This is a genomic window from Nostoc sp. KVJ20 (genome assembly GCF_001712795.1).
In the GTDB taxonomy this organism is placed as follows: Bacteria; Cyanobacteriota; Cyanobacteriia; order Cyanobacteriales; family Nostocaceae; genus Nostoc.
Map to the genome: position 1 here is coordinate 1 of NZ_KV757698.1, position 20950 is coordinate 20950.

Below are 20950 nucleotides of genomic sequence, written 5' to 3' on the forward strand. Positions count from 1 at the left end.
CATGCCATAAGTACCACCAGAAAAACGTCCGTCGGTAATTAATCCCACCGCATCACCCAAACCAGCACCGATAATTGCCGAAGTGGGAGCCAACATTTCTCGCATTCCAGGGCCACCTTTGGGCCCTTCGTAGCGGATTATGAGAATATCACCAGCTTGAATTTTACCCGCCAGAATTGCAGCTAAAGAGGCTTCTTCCGATTCAAATACCCGTGCGGGGCCGGTAATTACTGGTTTCTTCACCCCGGTAATTTTGGCGACAGCCCCTTCTGTTGCCAGATTACCTCTGAGGATGGCTAAATGTCCTTGGGAATACATGGGGTTATTCCAAGTCCGAATCACATCTTGATTGGCAGATGGTTCTTCGGGGATGTCTGCTAATATCTCTGCAATGGTTTGACCGCTGATAGTAATGCTATCACCGTGTAATAAATCATGCACAAGTAACATCTTCATTACTTGCGGAATGCCACCAGCTTTGTGCAAATCTGTAGCGACATATTTACCACTTGGTTTTAAATCACACAAAACGGGAACACGGGCGCGGATTGTTTCAAAGTCGTCTATAGTTAAATCTACCTCAGCGGCGCGAGCGATCGCTAAAAAGTGCAGCACTGCATTTGTCGAACCACCTACCGCCATGATCACAGAGATGGCATTCTCTATAGATTTGCGGGTGATAATTTGGCGGGGCAAGATTTGTTTACGGATAGCTTCGACTAGCACAGATGCCGATTTTTCCGTGCTGTCGGCTTTTTCAGCATCTTCCGCTGCCATTGTTGAGGAATAGGGTAAACTCATCCCCAACGCTTCAAATGCTGAAGACATGGTGTTAGCTGTGAACATTCCCCCACAGGAACCAGCACCAGGACAAGCCCGACCTTCAACTTCTAATAATTCCTTTTCGTCAATTTTTCCAGCACTGTATTGACCAACAGCTTCAAAAGAACTGACAACAGTTAAATCGCGTCCGTTGTAGTGACCGGGTTTAATTGTACCACCGTAGACAAAGATAGCGGGGATATTCATCCGAGCGATCGCTAGCATTGCTCCTGGCATATTTTTATCACAGCCACCAATCGCTAGTACACCATCCATACTTTGTCCAGTACAGGCGGTTTCAATCGAGTCTGCAATGACTTCCCGCGATACTAGGGAATATTTCATCCCTTCAGTTCCCATCGAAATCCCATCGCTGATGGTTATTGTGCCAAACATTTGCGGCATCGCCCCGGCGGTTTTAATTCCAACTTCTGCCCGTTGCGCCAGTAGATTTATCCCCATATTACAGGGAGTGATCGTACTGTAACCGTTGGCAATACCGACAATGGCTTTATTGAAATCTTCATCTTTAAAACCAACTGCACGCAGCATAGCTCGATTTGGCGATCGCTGCACCCCTTGCGTGACAATTTGGCTTCTCAAATTCTCCGACATTTTTTTTCCTTCCCTGGCATCATCGCAACTGTTGCGATTGTATTATCTGATTTTCTCATGCATACGCGGCGCGATCGAACATGAGCAAGCAATAAAAATACCCCTCCCCGATCAGGTGGGGTAGGGGTGTAAAAGCAAGTAGAGCTTTAGCGGGGTGGGTTTCTAGCGGGAATTAGGATGATTAATCTAACTTGATATTAGACCCCGATTGTTCACTCATTAATTAAAGGATAATGTCGCTTGCTACTAGTCCTGGTGCTCCTGCGAGTTGAACCTCAAACTCGGCGGCAAAATCGAAATTGGTGTTAGCTTGAAGAATGCCTCCTGCATAACGGACTTGACCGACTGCGGAGAATGCGCCAGCCCCGATGAAAGTGAAGGCTTGGTTGTTTGCTATGAAGGGGTTGGCGTCAATAACAGATAGATCAATTTGATCACCTGCAAAGATACCGTTTCCAACGAAGTCAGTGATCACATCCCGTAACAAACCAGGTTGACTTTCTGAAACTGAGTTGAAAACGAAAACATCGTTACCCGATCCTCCAGTCAGGCGATCTGTTCCACTACCACCGATGAGGCGATCATTGCCACTACCGCCGTTAATAGTATCGTTACCCAATCCGCCGCTAATGGTATCATTGCCGCCATTGCCATTGAGGACGTTATTGCCAGAGGAGCCAATAATTGTTTCACCGCCTTGGCTACCCTCAACATTCTCAAAGTTAAGGATGGTTTCAGTATTACCATTAAGGACAGAGGTTAAGCCTGTTGCCAAGTTGATTGTTACTCCGGAACCAAAGGTGACACCGGAATAATCAATTGTGTCTACACCAGTTCCGCCATTATGGACATCAAAGGTTACAAAGTCGGTATCAATGATGCGATCGTTGCCACTGCCGCCGTTGGTTGAGTCTACCCCAGTACCACCATTAATGGTATCGTTGCCGCCATTGCCGTTGAGGACGTTGTTGCCGGAGGAGCCAATGATTGTCTCACCGCCTTGGCTACCCTCAACATTCTCAAAGTTAAGGATGGTTTCAGTATTGCCATTAAGGACAGAGGTTAAGCCTGTTGCCAGATTGATTGTGACCCCGGAAGCGAAAGTGACACCGGAATAATCAATGGTGTCAACGCCAGTTCCACCATTATGGACATCAAAGGTTACAAAGTCGGTATCAATGATGCGATCGTTGCCACTGTCGCCGTTGGTTGAGTCTACTCCAGCACCACCATTAATGGTATCATTGCCACCACCACCAGATAATTGGTTATTTTGGTTGTCGCCAGTAATGCTGTCATTTGCATTTGTGCCAATGACATTATCAAAGTTGACTACAGTAAATGGCAATGCTCCCAAAAAAGGAACGTTATTGGCAGTCAAACTTTGATTTTGCAGGTTAACGGTGATAGATACTCCAGGCAAAGATTGGGATGCATCTATGGTATTGTTGGCAACATTAGCATTAGCAATAATCTTTTCGACTTTAAAGAGTTGGTCTTGCCCCAATCCTCCAGCTTTTTCAATGGTTCCAATACCTGACAAGGTAATTCTTTGACCTAGTTGACTGTAGTCAGCGGTATCAAAGCCATCTCCACCATTAATGTTGTCGTTACCTTGACTGCCTTTGAAGATGTCATCGCCTACGCCCCCATTGAGGCTATCATTGCCACTTCCCCCATCGAGGCTATCATTGCCAGCACCCCCATTGAGTGTATCATTGCCAGCACCACCATTGAGGGTATCGTTAGTGCCAAGAGCGTTAAGAATGTCGTTACCGTTCAGTCCGTTGATGGTATCAGCAGCATCGGGGATTAAAAGACCTGGAAAAACAAAAACTGGATCGACGATACCGTTCAGAGCAGGGCGAAAAGCAAATGGTACACCGTTGAAGGTATTGTTGTCATTGAAATTGCTACCGTTTATAGTTGCCATAATGAGTTCCTCTGATAGTTTCAAAAAGTAAAAGTTAAGAAATTATCTCGTCATTTCCTCGCTAGGAAAGGAGTAGGATAAATGAATAGACATTTGAACCAGACCTAACTTAAGTAGGTCTTTACCGTCAATTCTAAAGATTTGAGAAATACTGCATATATCGATGATGTTGGCATTAAAAATTGTGCCAGCAATCATGTTTTATCCTTGTGCCTGATATCTTCATTTCCAAGACCAGGCTGCTAGGTAAGAAGCAGATTTACTCGGATTTAACTTTAGGTGTCTTTGATGTTTTTAATTTATATCCAAATCACAAGGTCGTGATAGTACCCCTCAGGGTACTTTGTTTTATTTATCAGAAAAACTTACTAATACCAATTCAATTAATGATTGCAACACGTCCTTGGGTAAAGACGCAATGAATCGCGTCTCTACAAATGGTCTATTTGTCGCGTTCTTTTGCGATCGCCAAAATATCAATACTTACGACAAGCCATGTATATTACAATACTCTTGATTTGGCATTTAACATGCATTTTTCCTTGAGATTATGGCTGGCTCAAGAAGTCGTTAATAGCGTGTAATAATTGATGGAAAGTGTAAGGCTTCCTTAAAAATATATTGACGCCAGCGTTAGCGGCTTCAACCATCTGACTCTCAGACACAGTGCCACTGATACCCATAATCTTGACTTGTGGATTCATTTGTTGGATTATGTCAATGGCAGTCAATCCATCCATTGATGGCATCATCATATCCATCAACACCATGCTGATTTTATTTTTATGCTGGGCGTATAATGAGATTGCCTCAATGCCGTTAATAGCTGTTAGAGTTTTGTAGTTGTGGTCTTCTAGCAAAGTTTTACTAATCTCTAGAATAGCGGCTTCATCATCTACAACTAGAATCAATTCTCCGTTGCCGTTGGTCAATTCCAATTTTTCTGGTTGCTGCTTTGTAGTTCTGTTTATGGCTGGTAAGTACACTTCAAATTGGGAACCTTTACCTATCTCACTAGACACTTTCACAAAACCATTGTGGTTTTTGACAATCCCAATCACCGTTGACAAACCTAAGCCAGTGCCTTTACCTAGTTCTTTGGTTGTGAAAAAGGGTTCAAAAATGCGCTCCAAAATTAGTGGCGGAATCCCAAATCCTGTATCTGAAATAGTTATGAGTATATATGGGCCCACCTGAGCATTTAGATTCATTTTGGCAAAGCTTTCATCAATGAATAAATTCTCCGCAGATATAGATAAAGTGCCACCCTTGGGCATGGCATCACGAGCGTTGACGCACAAATTCATTAACACCTGATGAATTTGAGTAGGATCTGCCAAGATAGTCCAGAGTTGATGTCTAGGTAGATTATTGATAATTGCGATGGATTTGGGAAATGTGCTTTTGACAATTTGATTAATTTCTAGTAATAGATGTTCTATTTGCAAAGAAATACCACTGCCTTCCGACCTACGAGAAAAAGTCAGAATTTGTTTGACCAAATCCGCCGCACGTTTAGAGTTATGTTCGAGCAACTTCAACAGTTGGTGATTACGTGCATCTAGATTGGGAAGTTTGAGCGCTAACATTTCTGCCGAGGAGAGAATGGGCGTCAAAATATTGTTGAGGTCATGAGCAATACCACTTGCCAAGGTGCCAAGGCTCTCTAGGCGTTGGGCGCGGAGAAATTGAGCCAGGAGTTGTTTTTTCTCGGTGATATCAGTGTCAACGGAGAGGATGGATTTGGGTTGTTCTGCTTCATCACGCATCAGTGTCCATCGGCTTTCCACGATAATTTCTTTGCCGCACTTTGTGACTTTATGTAACTCACCTTGCCATAAGCCACAGTCAATAACATTTGTTAAAGCTGCTTGCAATTGCTGTGAGTTTTCTTTGCATATCAGCTCCTCCAGGTTTTTTCCCAAAGCCTCGTGAGCTTCCCAACCATACAGACGTTCTGCGCCTTGATTCCAGAATAAGATTTGGTTTTGGAAGTTTCGCACAACGATCGCATCAGAAGCAATATCTAATAAAGCTGCTTGTTCGCGGATTTTCTGTTCTGCCCACTTGCGCTCAATGGTCGTAGCCAATATATTAGCGATCGCTTGCAAAAAGTGAATATCATTTTGGGTAAACTCTCGGTGTCTAGTTGTGTGTGCGCCTAAGACACCAAGAGGTTGTTTTTGACCCTGAATTATGACGCTAATGCCACTAATTACCGAGTGGTTAATCAATAAAGGTGGCCCTTGAAACCGTGTTTCTTTGGTAAGATCGCAAACAATTACTGGCTCATGGGAAAGTAGTGTATAGGAAGCCTGAGTCTGATTCCCTACACCTAATTCTAATTTGAAATTTCCCACTAGCCCTGATTGCCAACCGAATCCCGATCGCAACAATAAGCTGTTCTCATCCGGGAGGAGTTCTAAAACTTTACTGTACTCTACCTCAAGGCTTTGAGTAATCAGGATAACAGCTTCGTCCATTAATGCGTAAAGGTCGATATTCGCCAGAGCTAATTGACCAAGTTTAGCCACAGCTGCCTGCTGGCGTACACGCGCTCTTAAACCCGATTCCACCCGCTTGCGTTCAACCAGTTCAGTTTGTACCTGCTCATACAATTGAGATTGCTGGATGGCAATGCCCACCTGCATTGCCAATTGTTTGAGTAAATCGATTTCCCATATCTGCCACTGGCGGGGTGCTGCACACTGGTTAGCAACTAATAATCCCCACAATTTTTTTCCTTGTAAGATGGGGACTGCCAAGTTCGCCCTGACCTGAAACTGAGTGAGTAAATCGCGGTGGCATTCAGTCAGACCTGCTGTATAAATATCTGCGATCGCTTGGATGCGCCCCTGTCTGTACTCCTCACCGTGAGTTTCCATGAAATAACGGTCTTTGACTTGGGTATGCAGAGTCGAAATCCAATTTTCATCAACAGATTCCACCACCACGACTCCGGTGTAGTCTGCTTCAAACTGATACATGAACACTCGATCTACTTGTAAAAACTGACGTACTTCAGTGACGGTGGTATTGAGAACATTATCCAAATTCAAACTCTGGCGGATGCGCTGGGCAATTGCCATCACTAGTCGCTGCCATTGAATTTGCTGTTGTAATGTCTCCTCTGCTTGTTTACACTCTGTGAGGTGACATACTGAATTAAACTCATCATTGTTCATCTTTCAATATGCTGGTACAGGGAATAGGGAATAGGGAATAGGGAATAGGGAATAGGGAATAGATATGTACCGAGTTTTATTTAAAAATCAAATAGGAGTCCTGTCCTATGTAGTTAAAACTATTTGATGACGGGAGGATCTAAATTTTACGGCGGTTGTTATTTTTATAGTTCTTCCTTAAGAGGTGCGCCGATTTAAAATATGTTTCCTTTATTGCAGCATAAATTATCATTTGTAACAACTTTCGGAAACTGTATGTATATTGAGTTAATGAGTGAAATCAGGTGTTCAATCTGGCTTCGACAGAGTTTTTTACCTGTTTTGACCACTAGGGTTTAGACTAAACCTTACTTATAAAAAAAGTGGTATTCATTGTAAAAACTGAATACCACTCTGTATTTGTTAAAAATTCCCGATAACGGAGATATTTCAGCCAGGTAGAGTTATCCCAGTTACAGCGATCGCACCTGCGATCGCACTGGCGGCGAGGGAAGTAATCGCTGTCCCAAATATCCACCAAGCAGCGTTTGCAACGGTTTTCTTGGTTTCTTCGGCTTGCTTTTTAGCTTGCTCTTGGATTGCTTTTAGGCGTTTTTGGGTTTCTTGTTGGATGCGTTCGGCTCGTTGCAGTACGCCATCCCGCGCCGCTTCTATTTGGTTGATGATCCGGTTAGCATCAGCCTCCGAAATATCTTCACGAGAACTGATCACAGCAACTAGGGTGTCACGATCAAATTGACTGAGGCGATCGCGCAATGCTTCAAATCCAGCTTGGGGATCGTCGAACACTTTCGCAAAGTCTTGTTGAATCCCTTCATAGTTGAGTTCCGAACGATCCAGGGAGTTAAGATAGTTGCGAACTTTGGCAAAAACTCCATCCAGCACTGATTGCACTCTCTGCTGAATCTGCTGGAATTGTTCGACTATGGAACTACGAACAGAATCAATTTGATCCACAATTCGGTTAGCTTCTTCTTCTGAGATATCCTCCCGTTGGGATAATAGCGCCACAATTGTCGAACGGTCAAATTTCGAGGCGCGATCGCTTAAATTCCCAATTCCAGCGCGGGGAGAAGACAGCAGCAATTGCAAATCGCGTTTGATTCCTTCGGGATTTAGCTCGTCTTTGTTGGTATTACGCAGATATTCTTCGAGATTGGCTTCAAAATCTAAAGCTTGTTGAGCAGTACGCTTGGCTAAACGTCGTGGCGCTTTCACAATGTCACCAATCGCATCTTGAGCGCGATCAATAATCTGATTAACTTGCTCTTGGCTCAAGTCTCCCCGTTGACTTACGAGTTTAACTAAGGTTTCTCGATCAACGTGAGATAAGCGATCGCGCAGTGCTAAGGCTCCAGCTTTGGGATCATCGAGTAATTTTTCCAAATCGGCTCTGATACCTTCTGGATCAAGTTCTTCCAAGTTGGTATTGCGGAGATATTCTGCGATCGCTTTTGTCGTTTTTTCGTACTGTTCTTTCGCTTGCTGCGGTACTTGCAAAATACTATCTCGGACTGATTCAAGCTGATCGAGAACTTGGTTTACCTGTTCTTCGCTCAAATCTTGACGCTGACTGAGCAATTTTACCAGTGTATCGCGGTCAAATTGCGATAGGCGCGATCGTAATAGGCTAATTCCAGCTTGCGGATCGTCTAGCAGAACTCTAAACTCACGTTTGATAGCTTCAGGATTGAGTTGATCTTTGTTAGTATTCCGCAGATAGTCTTCAACTCTTTGGCGTAGTTCATCAGCTTTCGCTTTTGCTTGTTCTTGCAATTCTCTAGCACGATTCAAGAAATTATCGCGGTTGCGTTCGAGTTGACTAACAATATTATTAGCTTCCTCTTCGCTGATATCTTGACGTTGCTGGAGCAATTGTACAAAAGTGTCGCGGTCAAATTGTCCGAAGCGGCTACTTAAATCTTCAAATCCAGCTTCCGGATCTTCCAGCAACTTGCTAAAGTCCCGTTCAATAGCTTCAGGATTTAGTTCTTCTTTCCCCGTCGAACGGAGATAATCTTCGATACGGCTGCGGAAATCTTGCCCTTTTTCTCGTGTTTCGGCTTGTTTGACAGTTTCTAAAACTTCCAGGCGATCGCTTTCCATTTGATCGGAAATTTCTTTCACTCTGGCTTCACTGAGATCATCTCGCTGCTTCAGCAAGTTGGTAAAATATTCTTGATTGATTTCTTCCAATTCCCGTCTGACAGTGGTCGGATCTGCATTTACGTCATAGATGACTTCTTTAAATTCATCTACTAGGGTAATTCGGTTAAAGTGCCAAGGAAATGAATGCAATATATAGTCTTCTACGTCTGCCTTAATTGTGTTCTCAAGTGATATTGGCAATTTTGCAGATACTTGCTCAGACGCTTGCTCTCTAAACTTTTGAAATTGTTCTGTGATTTGATCGACATCAACATCTTGAACTTTTTCTTTTAGCTTTTGCAACTGAGTTGTAATTTTGTTAACATCTATATCGGAAAGGTTTACCCGTTCCATAACTGCTGGTGCAGCGGCGCTCAAACCATATCGAATGGCTTGCTTGATTACACCATTGCCATTACCACCTCCAACTGTAACCAGTTCTTGGAGTCGTTCACCCAATCGCTCAGAATTGAGTTCTTCAGGAGTGGCAGACTTGAGCAAATTAATTACTTGCTCCGTGGGATTTTTGCGATTCAAAGCTTGTTGCCAAGCACCTTCAAATTGGTCAGCAATGCGATTAATCTCTTCTCTAGATAAATCTGCACGACTGCTGATTAAATCAACAAATGTTTGCCGATTAATGTTTTGCAATAAATCACTATTAGCAACCGATTGCAAATCAGTATCTTTAAGCAACTGGTCAAATTGATTCCGAAGCTCTTTGATATCCAGCTTTGGCAATTCCAGAGAACCTAAAGAACTTTGGAGCGTATTTTTAATCCCTTCAGAATCAAAACCTGAAGTTAATTCCCGCCGAACTGCGGCTGTAATCTCTTCAGCAGTAGAAACTAACTGTTTTTTTGCAGTATTAGCACCAATACCAGCACTTGCTGTACCCATCAAAGCTTGAAAACCAGAAGTAACAGTATTAGCAATAGAACCAATTAAAGAACCTGCTGCTGATGAACCCAACCAAATTACCAGTGAGAAATAGGTAGACCAGATGACTACACCGATAATTGCTCCTAAAAATGCACTTTCGATTAAGCTAAGTTTTACCGCTAAAAAACAAGCAATAAATAATGCAATGCTAGCGGTTATTAATGCCCAAGCACCAACTTTACCTTGAACTTTCCGAATTGTCTTACCCAAACTTTCTGACTCATCATCAGAATCCGAGTCAATTTCCCAAGATGAAATTCCTACTGCAACTGAAAAGTTTGTGAATAACAATTGAAAGGCAAACGCCATTGCAACTCCAGCCAGCAATGCTACCAAGAATTTAGGCCCAGAAAACATAACTGATGCTTCTTCTGGAGTTAGTACTTCTTGCGCTAAAGTTATTGGCGCTAATCTAAAAGGTAGCCAATTCCATCCAAAAATAGTTAAAACACTTTGAAACATAGGATTTTCTCACTTGCACTCAACTAAATACCAATTCTGTCTGAAGATGCATAGAATTAATACTCTTCTGTATTCCACCAAAGTATCGCAGGGTAAAAATATATGCACCTTCACAAAGAGATGGTTATGAATACCCATTTACAAAATGGCTTATTTCTCAGCTTAATTATTAGTTATAGAAGTTGGCACTTTCTTAGGTAATAGGTTTCTTTGCCAGAGGTCGTATTTAAGCAAATAACTTTTCAATTGTTTTTCTGAGATAGAATAATCTATATGTATTTGTACATTTTCGTTAGACAAATATTTTTATAAAAATTACTTTTTATAAAAATGTATCTACAGATATGGCAGTTTATAACCGCTTGAGCTACCGCATTAAATTTTATAAGACAATCTTTTTTGTATCAACTTTTAGCGCAAAATTTGATAGATGTAATAATTTCTATCATAAGTCTTATAAGACAAATTAATATTTTATACTTGATATTTTTTACTCATTTAGATAAAAGCACCTATATCTAATGATAGAGAGAAAAGTTCTTCCAAGCGATTGATGAAACTGAAATAGAAACATGTATTAATAAGGGTTATTACGAGCTATGAATTAGTGAATAATTAATTTTTGCTGAGGAGAAAGAATAATGGTTGTAGGTGTACATAAACGTGCTGTAGGCGTATTTTCTAATCGTAGAGATGTAGAACATGCCTTACATGAATTAAAAAAAGTTGGTTTTGATATGAACAGAGTCTCTGTCATTACCCAGGATGGAGACAGAGAGGACATTGCTGGGGCTGAAGTGAGCGATCGCGTCGGCGATAAATCTGACGAAGGTGCTAAAGTCGGAGCAGCCACAGGCGGTGCTTTGGGCGGATTAACTGGTTTATTAGTTGGTCTTGGCACTTTGGCAATTCCAGGAATTGGGCCAATTATGCTGGCTGGAGCCGCAGCAACTACTCTAGCTACAACTCTCGCGGGCGCAGGTATTGGCGCAGTAGCAGGTAGTTTGCTTGGTGCATTGATTGGTTTAGGAATTCCTGAAGAACGAGCCAGAGTTTACGACGAACGTGTAAGACGAGGACATTATTTAGTTATCCTCGATGGCACAGATACAGAAATTCTCAGAGCAGAAGCAATTTTACATCAGCGGGGTGTAGAAGAGTTTGGCATTTACGACCACCCAGATGCTAAAAATGCAACCACTGGTTATGTCGCTCCAACACCTGTTGCGACTCATAGTGGTGTTGCTAGACGTGCAATTGGAGTCTTTTCTCATCGTCGAGATGCAGAAGTAGCACTTACAGAATTGCGAGATGCGGGTTTTCCCTTAAATAAAGTTTCCATCATTGCCAAAGATACAAACGGTCATGGGATCGCTGGTGTAGATGTAGACAGAAACGTTAGTACAGGTAATAAAGCAGACGAAGGCGCAAAAGCTGGAGCAGCTACAGGTGGTGTTGTCGGCGGCTTGACTGGCTTATTAGTTGGTCTTGGGACTTTAGCAATTCCTGGAGTTGGGCCTGTGATTGCAGGTGGCGCAGTAGCAACAGCTTTGGCCACAACATTGGCTGGTGGTGCTATTGGTGCAGCCGCAGGAAGTATTGTTGGCGCACTGGTTGGCTTGGGAATTCCTGAAGACAAGGCGCGAATATATAATGAACGCTTCCAAAAAGGTGACTACCTGCTAATTATCGATGCTACTGAAGCTGAAATTCACCAAGCTGAAGCTATTCTCAAACGTCGAGGTATTGAAGAATTTGCTATCTATGATGCCACTGAAATTAGTGAACATCGCCCAGGTTTTGAGCGAGCAACCCATAACGAAACGCCAGTTATTGATCCCGTTCGCCCCAATTACTCAACAGAGCCTCATAGAAACGATCCTACCGTAGTTATTGTTGACCGTCGTGATGAAGTACTCTAACTCAAGGTAGGTGTAACTCACACTAATTCCACAAAATTATCGGAGCAAGAAGTTGAATAAGAATGGAAAAAACAAAAATTAAAATGCTTTTTCGTTCTGGATTCCAAATTCTTTTTGATAAAGACCTTGCTCCTTACTAAAAAACTTGCTCCTCACTTGTACCGTAAATATCAATCAATTCTGAGCCAAAATTAAACATATGCAAAAGCTAACTCCTTTCCTAATTAGTGGTCTTTTAGTTTTTGGTGTTGCCGCTTGTCAAGATACCGCCAAAACAACTGTAACCGCACCAGCCCCAGACGAAGCCGCACAAGCTCCAACAGCAGCAACAACACAAGCTGCTAAAGAAGACGCACAAAGTGAACTTCGCAGAAGACAACTTGATGCTGATATTCGTGCCCGCGAACAGCGCAATAATGTCACTGGTGGCGACACAGACAGAGCCACAGCCGATCTAGCAAGTCAAGTTCGCTCCAAATTGGAAGCTAATATCCCTGGTGGTCAACTAACAGTTAATGCAGTACAAGATGGGACTGTAACTGTAGCTGGAACTGTGAATAATCAAGAGCAATTGGCTAAAATTGAGCCTTTATCTAAGGAAATTAAAGGCGTCAAAAATGTAGTTGTTAAAGCAGTGGTTGCTCCGCCAAAAAGCTAAAGCACCTAACAATAAATCCCAGTGAGTAAGTAGGCAAAAATAAATTTAGATGCTCTTACTCAGTCTTAGTGGTCAGTTGTCAATTATTACTGACCACTAAGAATTGACAACTTACGACCTTAATAATTATATTGACTGATGATTAGTTAAGTTATACAAACTTTTGTAGTCACCAAAAATAAAAACTATGGAAACCGAACAACAGCAACGTGAATCCATCAATACTTCTTTTTCACAAGGTACTTTAGCACTTGAAGGTGCTGACACTGCAAACTTGCCAAAGTTACCACCCGCAACTGAACCGGAATCCCAATGGCAGCAAATTAGCAGACAAATTACTCAATTTTTGGAGCAACTACCCGAATACTTAAGTGGCTTTTTTCAAAACTACAAGCAGCCTCTAATAACTGTTGCTTTAATTTTGGCGGCGATTGTTACAGCTAAGGTAGTACTATCAGTACTAGATGCAATCAACGATATTCCCCTACTATCACCGCTTTTTGAGTTAGTTGGAATTGGTTATGCCAGTTGGTTTATTTTCCGTTATCTCCTAAAGTCTTCAACTCGCCAAGAATTAGGTAATGAAATTAAACTACTGAAAAACCAATTTGTGGGCGAGTAAATTTGAAAATGCGCGGTGTCGAGATCCCCGACTTCTTTGAGAAATCGGGGATCTAATTTTTCACGAATGATTTAGGATTGCTATAGGAATCCGCTTTGATTTCTGAACGAATTTGCGTAGACAGGCAATAGGCAATCTTGCTACAGGCAACAGGAAAGAAGGCTTTTTAGTTGTACTGAGTTTTTTCAGAAATCAAATATGAGTCCTATATAGTGCTGATTAGCGTTAATTTAGTCAGAATATTTATTCTACTCAAATTGCCTAAATGACAAATATCGAGATGGACTTAAGATTAGTCCTGTAGATACATCCGAAGATGGAGAAAATCTATATATTTTTGAATTTAAGTCACTTCTAAAGATAGTAGTTTGGAGATGAGAAACAGCCTAATCTAGGTTTTGAAGTTATTTAATAGATTCTTTAACGAGGACATAAATTATGGCTAATGAAGCAGTTAAGAAAGGTACAGATTCATCTGATCGAGCCGAAGTAGATACTTACGATCGCGGCATTATCCCAGCAGAAACAGCTGCTCGTATGGAAAGAGAGGGAGGTAAGTACAAAACACTCCCCACAGAAGAAGGCGAAGCAGATGTAGCTACCGACGATCAAACTGATCCAGACAGTATACGCACCACTGACGGCTATACCGTAGATAAAGAAGGTTTGTTGAACAACTATGCAGTTGAACCGGAAATGTACTACGAAGAACCGGGTGATGCACGTAAACAAGCAGCAGCAGATACGGCAGAACGTGTTGAAGAACTCGGAGAAATTAATCAGGACGAAGAAGGCAAGTTAACAGAAAAAGGTGACAGCCGCGGTAGAGGCCCAGGAATCATTTAATTAACAACTATTCTTTTGCTGGGTGCAATTACACGTAAGAAGGCGAAATAAGTGGTTTCTAGAGACGCAATTATTGCGTCTCTAATTTTATGGGCAAATAAAGCCCAACCTGACATATCAGAATTTTTTAGCTTTTGATACATTGGGCTTGTAATAACTTGTGGTAGCCCATGTTAGAAGAAAATGCCCAATGCCCTTCTTTAAATAATTAACGGCTCAAGTTCACGATTATGCCATTGCCGCTGATACCATTCGGCAATTAAGGGACGGACAATAAACTTAGGCTGTCCATCGCCTTTAACGTCAATCCGTAAACCTGAATAAGGTCGTCGCTTCTGAGAACCTTGACCGTTGCGACCAATGAAGAGATGCGATCGCGCCATTAATCTATTGTCCTCTATCAAATCCGCTCCCTCAATGCGCTGGCGTCGCAAACTAAACCCACTCCCACCACAAACAATCCAGTGGATATGAGAATCAGCGTGTCCTGTATCCATTGTCTCCAGGTGTTCCAAGCAGTGGGCGTGACCGTTTAATACCAAATCAACTAAAGGACGCCCCTGATTTAAGGAACCGATTTCTTTAGCTACCGCATCCAACACGCCACGCAAGCGATCGCGAATAATCAGAGTTTGTGCCTGTTCCCACTTCGTCGCCTCTGTTACATAGGGAGGATGATGGAAATAAATCACCCTTCCCCGAACATCACTATTATTCCAAGATTCAATTAATCTTTGCTTGAGCCACTCCAATTGTTCAATATCAGTCAGCGTTGTTTTATTACTCGCTAGTTGCTTATCGATATCAACAATAATTTCTTCAATTTGTGACAATTTGGCGTGAAAGTCGTCTAATTGGTCGGCTTCGCTGGGGTTTTCCGGTCGAAGCTTGGCTGAGATTTCAACTATTTGCAACTTTTCTTGCTCAAAATCTTCCCGACGTTTTTCTAAGAGTCTACGATTAGCGTCACCTTCTTTGGTTTTAGGCAGCGGTGGTGGATCGTTAAATGTATTAGAATCCAAGGCAAAGAAATCAATACCGCCATAGCGAAAACTGTAGTAACGATTGGGAAGACGGGTAAATTGCCCAGGTTGATATGAAATACAACGACCTGTATCTGTCTTGGCTGTGTAGTGCTGATCTAAATGATCATTTAACTCTCCTGGAAGCTGAAACGCCTTTAGATAGTCCAGAAATGCCCGTGCGTAGGCGTCACCGGTTCCTGAGCCATGCAAACCCACATCTAGGTCTAAGCGCGATCGCAATAGACGACGAAGGGGTAATGTTGTTAAGGACGCAAAGCTTAATAAAATCGGCAAGTTATAGTAATCGTGATTTCCCGGTACAGGTAAAATGGGCAGCTTAAAAACCATCTGGTCATAAGCAACCCGTTTGGGATGCTCTCCGCCCAAGATAAACTCTCGGTAGGGTTGGATGAAGTTCTGCTGGTAGTATTCACTCGACCCCACCAAATAGATTACATCCCCCATGTGCAGCATAAAGCGGGATTCGTTGTGATGAGGCAGCATGAGTTCAGCTACCTGTCGCTGGGGATTGTGTCCCCGGTGTTTACCGGAACCACTATCACCTACAACTAAAAATGAGAATTCAGGATTGTCTGTTTGACCATCGTCCAACACTAGCCGAGTTTGGTCGATGTTCCGTTCCAAGATCAACGGATCTTGCCACCGTACCCGCTGATTCATTTTGCGAATTTTTTTAGCGATCGCTGGATCAGATACAAGTTTCAATACAAACTACTCCTGAATTTTAATTGAAGGGGAGCAGAGGAGCAGGGAGTAAGGGAGAAGAGTTTTCCCCTCTGCCCCCCGCACCCCGCCCCTCTGCCTCTTTTCAATTCCCCATGCCCCATGCCCTCACTCCTCTACTGTGTTTTTCATTTCAATAGTCAGATTCGGGAGTCCCTCTAGTTTTTCCGTAGGCTCAACTTCTTCTACTAATGGCACAAAAATTCGCAAGCCTGCCGGGACACACTTTATTTCTACTGGTGTTGTGCCTACGATTTCACCATCTAGAACAACTTTTTGTGGTGGCTCAGTCGTAATTTTAAACTGTTTAGCTCGCAGAAAGCCAATATCATTTCGTTCTGTAGCGTTACCTGTAGAAGCCGTTTGAAATAGATGAAATGTCGCCGCGATCGCTCCTGCTTTGTTAACTGGAGCGACAATTGTTAAATCTAGTAGTCCATCATCATAAATTAGACCTGCTGGGCCTTGAGCCAAAACTGAAGTGGGAGGCGCGGCATTTGCTACTGTTACTGCACAAGCGCTAGTTTTAATTATCCTATCTTCAGTTTCAATTTCAACATCAAAGTTACGTAAGTTTCTTAATTGCTGGATTCCTGCCAAGACGTAGGCCATCATCCCAAAGCGATTCTTGGCGTCTCGGTCTGCCAATTCTACAGTTTCAGCTTCAAAGCCAATACCTGCCAAGAGTACCATTGGCTGATCGTTGCAATAAGCTACGTCTACAAGGCGGGTTCCTCCTTCCACAATGGTTTTACAGGCATCTGCGATCGTGTCAGGAATTCCTAAAGCTGTGGCAAAAGCGTTGGCTGTGCCTCTGGAAATGATCCCAAATGGGATGTCAGTACCAACTACGGCCGCCGCTGCGGCTGAGAGAGTACCATCTCCCCCCGAAGCAATGATTGCATCTACTCCTCGCTCTACCGCTGCATAGGCTAGTTGGTCAGCGTCGATTTCTTCAGTTGTGAGATAAATATCTAGGTCAATATCTGGCTCTAATATTGACCGAATTTCTGCTAGTTCTATATCTGGGTCGCCCTGACCCGCAACAGGATTGAAAATGAGACAGGCGGAACGATTCATAAGAGATAACAATTAAGCTTGGATAACTAATGAAGATACCAAATTATTTTTAACATTCCTGTAAATTTTCACCTTCCGTTTTGGGACTGAGTTTTCTAGATATAGCAATCCGATAGCGAAGCGGTAGCGAGTCTTGTCTACGACACGCTACGCGAATGAGCGTCTTTGATTTGGAGAATCACTAGTAGAGGTAAAGGACTGGGGACTGGGGACTGGGGACTGGGAAGAAGGAATAAAGGTGTACCTAGCTTCCCAAAAATCAAATATGAGTCCTATATATTGAGTAAGTTCAGGGTAATGTGCGATCGCACCTTACTTATAAAATATTGCTACAGACTTCTCTCAGTGTCTTTATGTCAGCCTTAATTATCTGAACTACTGAATGTTGTAAAATAAGCAGTGGATTTTGTCGATTAACAAATTAAATTGTAATTTGGCTTTCAGGAGGGAGGAGATAGGAGGCAGTTCTTGCTGGAGGAACCCATGTTTTAAAATGTGGGATTGATCTTGGACGCAATGCAAGTCGTGGTACTTTCCGCCCGATACAATTCTTCTTCTAAACTGGGCAATGATTCAAAACTAAAGTTTTTATACATGCTTCTTTCCTCCTGCCCGACGCTCGCGGACTCGCTAACGCTGCGCTATCTGCCTCCTGCCTTCTTTGTAATTTGGCCATTTTTGGTAACTGAAGACCAAAACAATTGGACATAATCAGCATTTTCAATTCACCAAATTAATTTTATGGATGGGTCTAATTGACAAACCACTCTTTTTGGTATTATTTCTTTTCCCTGTTTGGTATCACTCTTGCCCGATACTTTCTGATAGCTGGAGGAGCATACTTGCTCTTTTATTTAGTTTTGGGAAAGTCCCTCGCCAACAAGAGTTTGCGTTTAAAACCGTTGATGAGTGGTTCCGTTAAAAAGGATATCGAATTATCAGTACTATCGGCAGTAGTTTTTGCTATTTGTGGAGCGTTTATCATCTCAGAGTATAGTTTGGGAGCAACGCTGTTATACACTGATTTATGGAAGTACGGGCTATGGTATTTGGTAGTTAGCTTTATTGCAGTGCTTGTTCTTCAGGATACTTACTTTTACTTTATCCATCGGATATTTCATCAGCCTTTGATTTTTAAGTGGATGCATTATGGACACCACCGTTCAGGAGAGCCAACCCCCTGGAGTTCTTCTGCATTCGACTTGCCAGAAGCGATCGTCCAAGGACTTTTCTTTGTAGGTGTAAGCTTTATAGTTCCGCTGCATTTTATCACTTTAGTTGCCGCACTTGTGATTATGACAGTATGGGCAGTACTTACCCATCTCGGATTTGAGGTATTTTCCTCCTCATCTAAAAACAACTGGATTGGAAAGTGGCTTATCGGCTCTACGCATCATTCCATACATCATCGCAAATACAAAGTACACTACGGTTTGTATTTTACCTTCTGGGACAAACTGCTTGGTACTGAAGACCCTAATTATGAAAACGATAGTCATTAGTCATTAGTCATTGGTCATTGGTCATTGGTCATTAGTCATTAGTCATTAGTCATTGGTCATTAGTCATTGGTCATTGGTCATTAGTCATTAGTCATTAGTCATTGGTCATTAGTCATTGGTCATTGGTCATTGGTTATTTACAAAGGACAAATGACTAATAATAAACTCACTAGTTAATGTGAAACTTAAATGAGTAAAAGCTTATTTACAAGATTGTGATTCGTCTTGATTTTTAGTTTTATGATGATTAAACCGAATCCCTACAAAAATATCGTAAATAAACTCAAAAAAGTCTTTCTTTTGTAGTAATCCTGAACTTTGATAACAGCCTTTTTCATCTAATAAAGGCTTCATCAGATAATATGTAGATTGATACTTGTACCAGGGAATGCTAGTCCATAAATGATGAATTAAATGGTAGTTTTGCCCTAAAATCAGGATATTAAGAATTGGGCTAGGGTATACACGAGCATTTTTCCAGCGATTGCGTTCAACAAAGGGACGATGGGGCAAATAATCAAAAAACAAACCCAGTATTAATCCCACAATACCAGAAGGTACAACCCAAAAATTGAGAACGTACATTAAAAAATGATATTGAATTGAGATATAAACAATTGCAATAACGATTGAGCGACTAATGAACCATTCCAATAGCTCATATTTGCGCCACAGTCGCCGTCTAAAGAAAAACACCTCGTGGGACAAGAATCGAAATGCAATCAGCCACAGTGGGCCACCTGTAGAAACAAAATGATCTGGGTCATCTTTGGGATCGTTGACATGAGCATGATGCTGCAAATGTACTCGCGTAAACACTGGAAAAACAAACCCTAGCATCAGGGCGCTACCATGCCCTAGCATGGCATTAATTACTCGATTGCGATGGGCAGATTGGTGACAAGCGTCATGAATTACTGTCCCAGCACAATGCAAGGCAATAATGTTAGAAATAAAGCACAGCCAGTCTGGCCATTGCCAAAGCCAGTAACCACAGTTGGATAACACTAGCACCGTCACCGATGCACAAAACAGTAATAGCGTTGGATTGAAATCACCAGGAGGCGCTAACAATTCTTTCGGTGGAATTTTCAGCAGTTTATGTGCTTCTGAAGTTACCGTTTTTACTTCTGTATTTACTACGTCTTTAAAGATGACTTCCAAGTTGTTGCCATTTAGGTTTTTATAGTCATCAACGGCTGGGTCGATGATGATTAGGCTCTTGTCAGGGATGTCAAAAAAATTAGGATCTAAAGAGGTCATAATTTTCCTGGTCGTGATTCGTTAATAAAATGGGCTTGAAATCCCCAACTCAGCCAGCACAGAATAAATTTCTTGCCCCGATTAGTAGAGATGAAACGCTGAAAATTTAGTCGATACTCTTCTCTATTCAAATTAGGTATGGACTGTAGGAGATAAGGGATAGGGAAATTTTTGAATTCTTTGCTACACTACACACATAAACAAAATATTTAATTTTTCATTTTTGTAGTTAGTCCTGTTACTTATCATGCTAGCGACAACGGCATATATATTTTTTGGTTTGATATCGACTATTTATCGATTCGCCAAGACAATACTTTTCCTATGTGCTGAAATTATGCGTTGTTATTGCTTTTGTGAAAAACAATTTTCAACAATATAAAGAATACAGTTATTTGAATAATAAACGCAAGAGTTTTATCGTAATTTGACGTATGATAAAAATATTTTATACACAAATATCATACTTCTAACAAAAATGTGCGTTTTATTTGCTTAAATATTTCATTCCTTTTTTTGGCTGATGCAATAAGTATATATACTAGCGATCGCTTTCCTCTTTTCGATTCCGTGTGGCTACTGTCTTCTTCTTGTAACCAAAACTCCATTGAGGGAGTCTCCTGGTAGGCAGAATATAAAAAATTTCTAATGAACTTTACTATGTATATAGCGATGAACTAGGATAAATAAATAACATGCGCTACTTAAGATTTACTTTGTAAATCAACTCTAACAATAAATATTTTCCTATGCGTCAATTATTACCAGTTTTGGCAAGTATGCTAACTCTCAGCAGTTTAGATACTCCCACGATGACAATAGCAGCTACAACACCTGATTTACCTAGAATGCTCTTAGTTCAAAAGCTTAACTGTAATAATCCTCAAACTCAAACAGCAATTAATGAATGTACAAAGTTGTCTTATCAGAATGCAGATAAAAAACTGAATCAAGTTTATCAACAATTGCTACTTACATTAGAAAGGTCTAGAAAACAAAAATTGATTGCCGCACAGTTAGCCTGGATAAAGTTTCGAGATAGCAATTGTGAGTTTGAGAGAAGCAGATATGAGGGCGGAAGTATTGCCCCTACTATTTATTTTGGTTGTCTAGAAAAGACTACAAAACTGCGTACTCAAGAATTACAAGAATATCTAAAGCCTGACCCTTAAGTGTGAGTA

General features: G+C 41.7%; 14 protein-coding genes. 6 read left to right on the plus strand and 8 right to left on the minus strand.

Features of this window, described 5'->3' with window-relative positions; translation table 11 throughout:
• From ilvD to A4S05_RS29435, 4 genes are all read right to left on the minus strand, one after another.
• Positions 1 to 1437: dihydroxy-acid dehydratase (gene ilvD / locus A4S05_RS29420; RefSeq protein ID WP_069073313.1), on the minus strand; the 1437-nt coding region annotated here is incomplete at its 3' end.
• Between the two features lie 223 nt (positions 1438 to 1660).
• Entirely contained in the window at positions 1661 to 3370 is a 1710-nt protein-coding gene (locus A4S05_RS29425; protein ID WP_069073314.1) for a beta strand repeat-containing protein, read from the minus strand.
• A 548-nt stretch (positions 3371 to 3918) separates the two neighbouring features.
• Complete coding sequence (locus A4S05_RS29430; RefSeq protein WP_069073315.1) at positions 3919 to 6555, minus strand: hybrid sensor histidine kinase/response regulator; 2637 nt, start codon at positions 6553 to 6555, stop codon at positions 3919 to 3921.
• 429 nt (positions 6556 to 6984) lie between these two features.
• Complete coding sequence (locus A4S05_RS29435) at positions 6985 to 10107, minus strand: hypothetical protein (RefSeq protein WP_069073316.1); 3123 nt, start codon at positions 10105 to 10107, stop codon at positions 6985 to 6987.
• Between the two features lie 641 nt (positions 10108 to 10748).
• Between A4S05_RS29435 and A4S05_RS29440 the strand changes: the two genes are divergently transcribed.
• The 4 genes from A4S05_RS29440 (at position 10749) to A4S05_RS29455 (ending at position 14155) form a co-directional block, all read left to right on the plus strand.
• Positions 10749 to 12029, plus strand: coding sequence for a histidine kinase (locus A4S05_RS29440; protein ID WP_069073317.1), 1281 nt, complete (start codon positions 10749 to 10751; stop codon positions 12027 to 12029).
• Between the two features lie 199 nt (positions 12030 to 12228).
• Complete coding sequence (locus tag A4S05_RS29445; RefSeq protein ID WP_069073318.1) at positions 12229 to 12687, plus strand: BON domain-containing protein; 459 nt, start codon at positions 12229 to 12231, stop codon at positions 12685 to 12687.
• Between the two features lie 187 nt (positions 12688 to 12874).
• The gene (locus A4S05_RS29450; protein WP_069073319.1) at positions 12875 to 13309 is read left to right on the plus strand and encodes a CAAD domain-containing protein; all 435 of its coding nucleotides are present in this window, start codon (positions 12875 to 12877) and stop codon (positions 13307 to 13309) included.
• Positions 13310 to 13747: 438 nt separating this feature from the next.
• The gene (locus tag A4S05_RS29455) at positions 13748 to 14155 is read left to right on the plus strand and encodes a hypothetical protein (protein WP_069073320.1); all 408 of its coding nucleotides are present in this window, start codon (positions 13748 to 13750) and stop codon (positions 14153 to 14155) included.
• A gap of 200 nt (positions 14156 to 14355) precedes the next feature.
• Here the strand turns inward: A4S05_RS29455 and A4S05_RS29460 are convergent, their stop codons facing one another.
• Positions 14356 to 15906 (minus strand): metallophosphoesterase, encoded by a 1551-nt coding sequence (locus A4S05_RS29460; RefSeq protein ID WP_069073321.1) that lies wholly within the window; start codon positions 15904 to 15906, stop codon positions 14356 to 14358.
• A 126-nt stretch (positions 15907 to 16032) separates the two neighbouring features.
• The gene (locus A4S05_RS29465; protein WP_069073322.1) at positions 16033 to 17004 is read right to left on the minus strand and encodes a YegS/Rv2252/BmrU family lipid kinase; all 972 of its coding nucleotides are present in this window, start codon (positions 17002 to 17004) and stop codon (positions 16033 to 16035) included.
• Positions 17005 to 17759: 755 nt separating this feature from the next.
• Between A4S05_RS29465 and A4S05_RS29470 the strand changes: the two genes are divergently transcribed.
• Positions 17760 to 18506: a sterol desaturase family protein gene (locus A4S05_RS29470; RefSeq protein WP_069073323.1), complete on the plus strand. Its 747-nt coding sequence runs from the start codon at positions 17760 to 17762 to the stop codon at positions 18504 to 18506.
• Positions 18507 to 18707: 201 nt separating this feature from the next.
• Here A4S05_RS29470 and crtR read toward each other — a convergent pair whose 3' ends face one another.
• Positions 18708 to 19769 carry a beta-carotene hydroxylase gene (crtR, locus tag A4S05_RS29475; RefSeq protein ID WP_084227319.1) on the minus strand — a complete coding sequence of 354 codons (1062 nt, stop codon included), beginning with the start codon at positions 19767 to 19769 and terminating at the stop codon, positions 18708 to 18710.
• Between the two features lie 461 nt (positions 19770 to 20230).
• Positions 20231 to 20377: a hypothetical protein gene (locus A4S05_RS42165; RefSeq protein ID WP_176727145.1), complete on the minus strand. Its 147-nt coding sequence runs from the start codon at positions 20375 to 20377 to the stop codon at positions 20231 to 20233.
• A gap of 141 nt (positions 20378 to 20518) precedes the next feature.
• Here A4S05_RS42165 and A4S05_RS29480 point away from each other — a divergent pair, with 141 nt between their 5' ends.
• On the plus strand, positions 20519 to 20941 hold the full coding sequence (locus A4S05_RS29480) for a lysozyme inhibitor LprI family protein (protein WP_069073324.1): 423 nt from the start codon (positions 20519 to 20521) through the stop codon (positions 20939 to 20941).
• Positions 20942 to 20950 lie beyond the last annotated feature (9 nt).

Bases quoted from the DNA above. Each gene is read 5' to 3' on its own strand.
- A4S05_RS29425 (WP_069073314.1), bottom strand. From the start codon at position 3,370: ATGGCAACTATAAACGGTAGCAATTTCAATGACAACAATACCTTCAAC.
- A4S05_RS29430 (WP_069073315.1), bottom strand. From the start codon at position 6,555: ATGAACAATGATGAGTTTAATTCAGTATGTCACCTCACAGAGTGTAAA.
- A4S05_RS29435 (WP_069073316.1), bottom strand. From the start codon at position 10,107: ATGTTTCAAAGTGTTTTAACTATTTTTGGATGGAATTGGCTACCTTTT.
- A4S05_RS29440 (WP_069073317.1), top strand. From the start codon at position 10,749: ATGGTTGTAGGTGTACATAAACGTGCTGTAGGCGTATTTTCTAATCGT.
- A4S05_RS29445 (WP_069073318.1), top strand. From the start codon at position 12,229: ATGCAAAAGCTAACTCCTTTCCTAATTAGTGGTCTTTTAGTTTTTGGT.
- A4S05_RS29450 (WP_069073319.1), top strand. From the start codon at position 12,875: ATGGAAACCGAACAACAGCAACGTGAATCCATCAATACTTCTTTTTCA.
- A4S05_RS29455 (WP_069073320.1), top strand. From the start codon at position 13,748: ATGGCTAATGAAGCAGTTAAGAAAGGTACAGATTCATCTGATCGAGCC.
- A4S05_RS29465 (WP_069073322.1), bottom strand. From the start codon at position 17,004: ATGAATCGTTCCGCCTGTCTCATTTTCAATCCTGTTGCGGGTCAGGGC.
- crtR (WP_084227319.1), bottom strand. From the start codon at position 19,769: ATGACCTCTTTAGATCCTAATTTTTTTGACATCCCTGACAAGAGCCTA.
- A4S05_RS42165 (WP_176727145.1), bottom strand. From the start codon at position 20,377: ATGGAGTTTTGGTTACAAGAAGAAGACAGTAGCCACACGGAATCGAAA.
- A4S05_RS29480 (WP_069073324.1), top strand. From the start codon at position 20,519: ATGCGTCAATTATTACCAGTTTTGGCAAGTATGCTAACTCTCAGCAGT.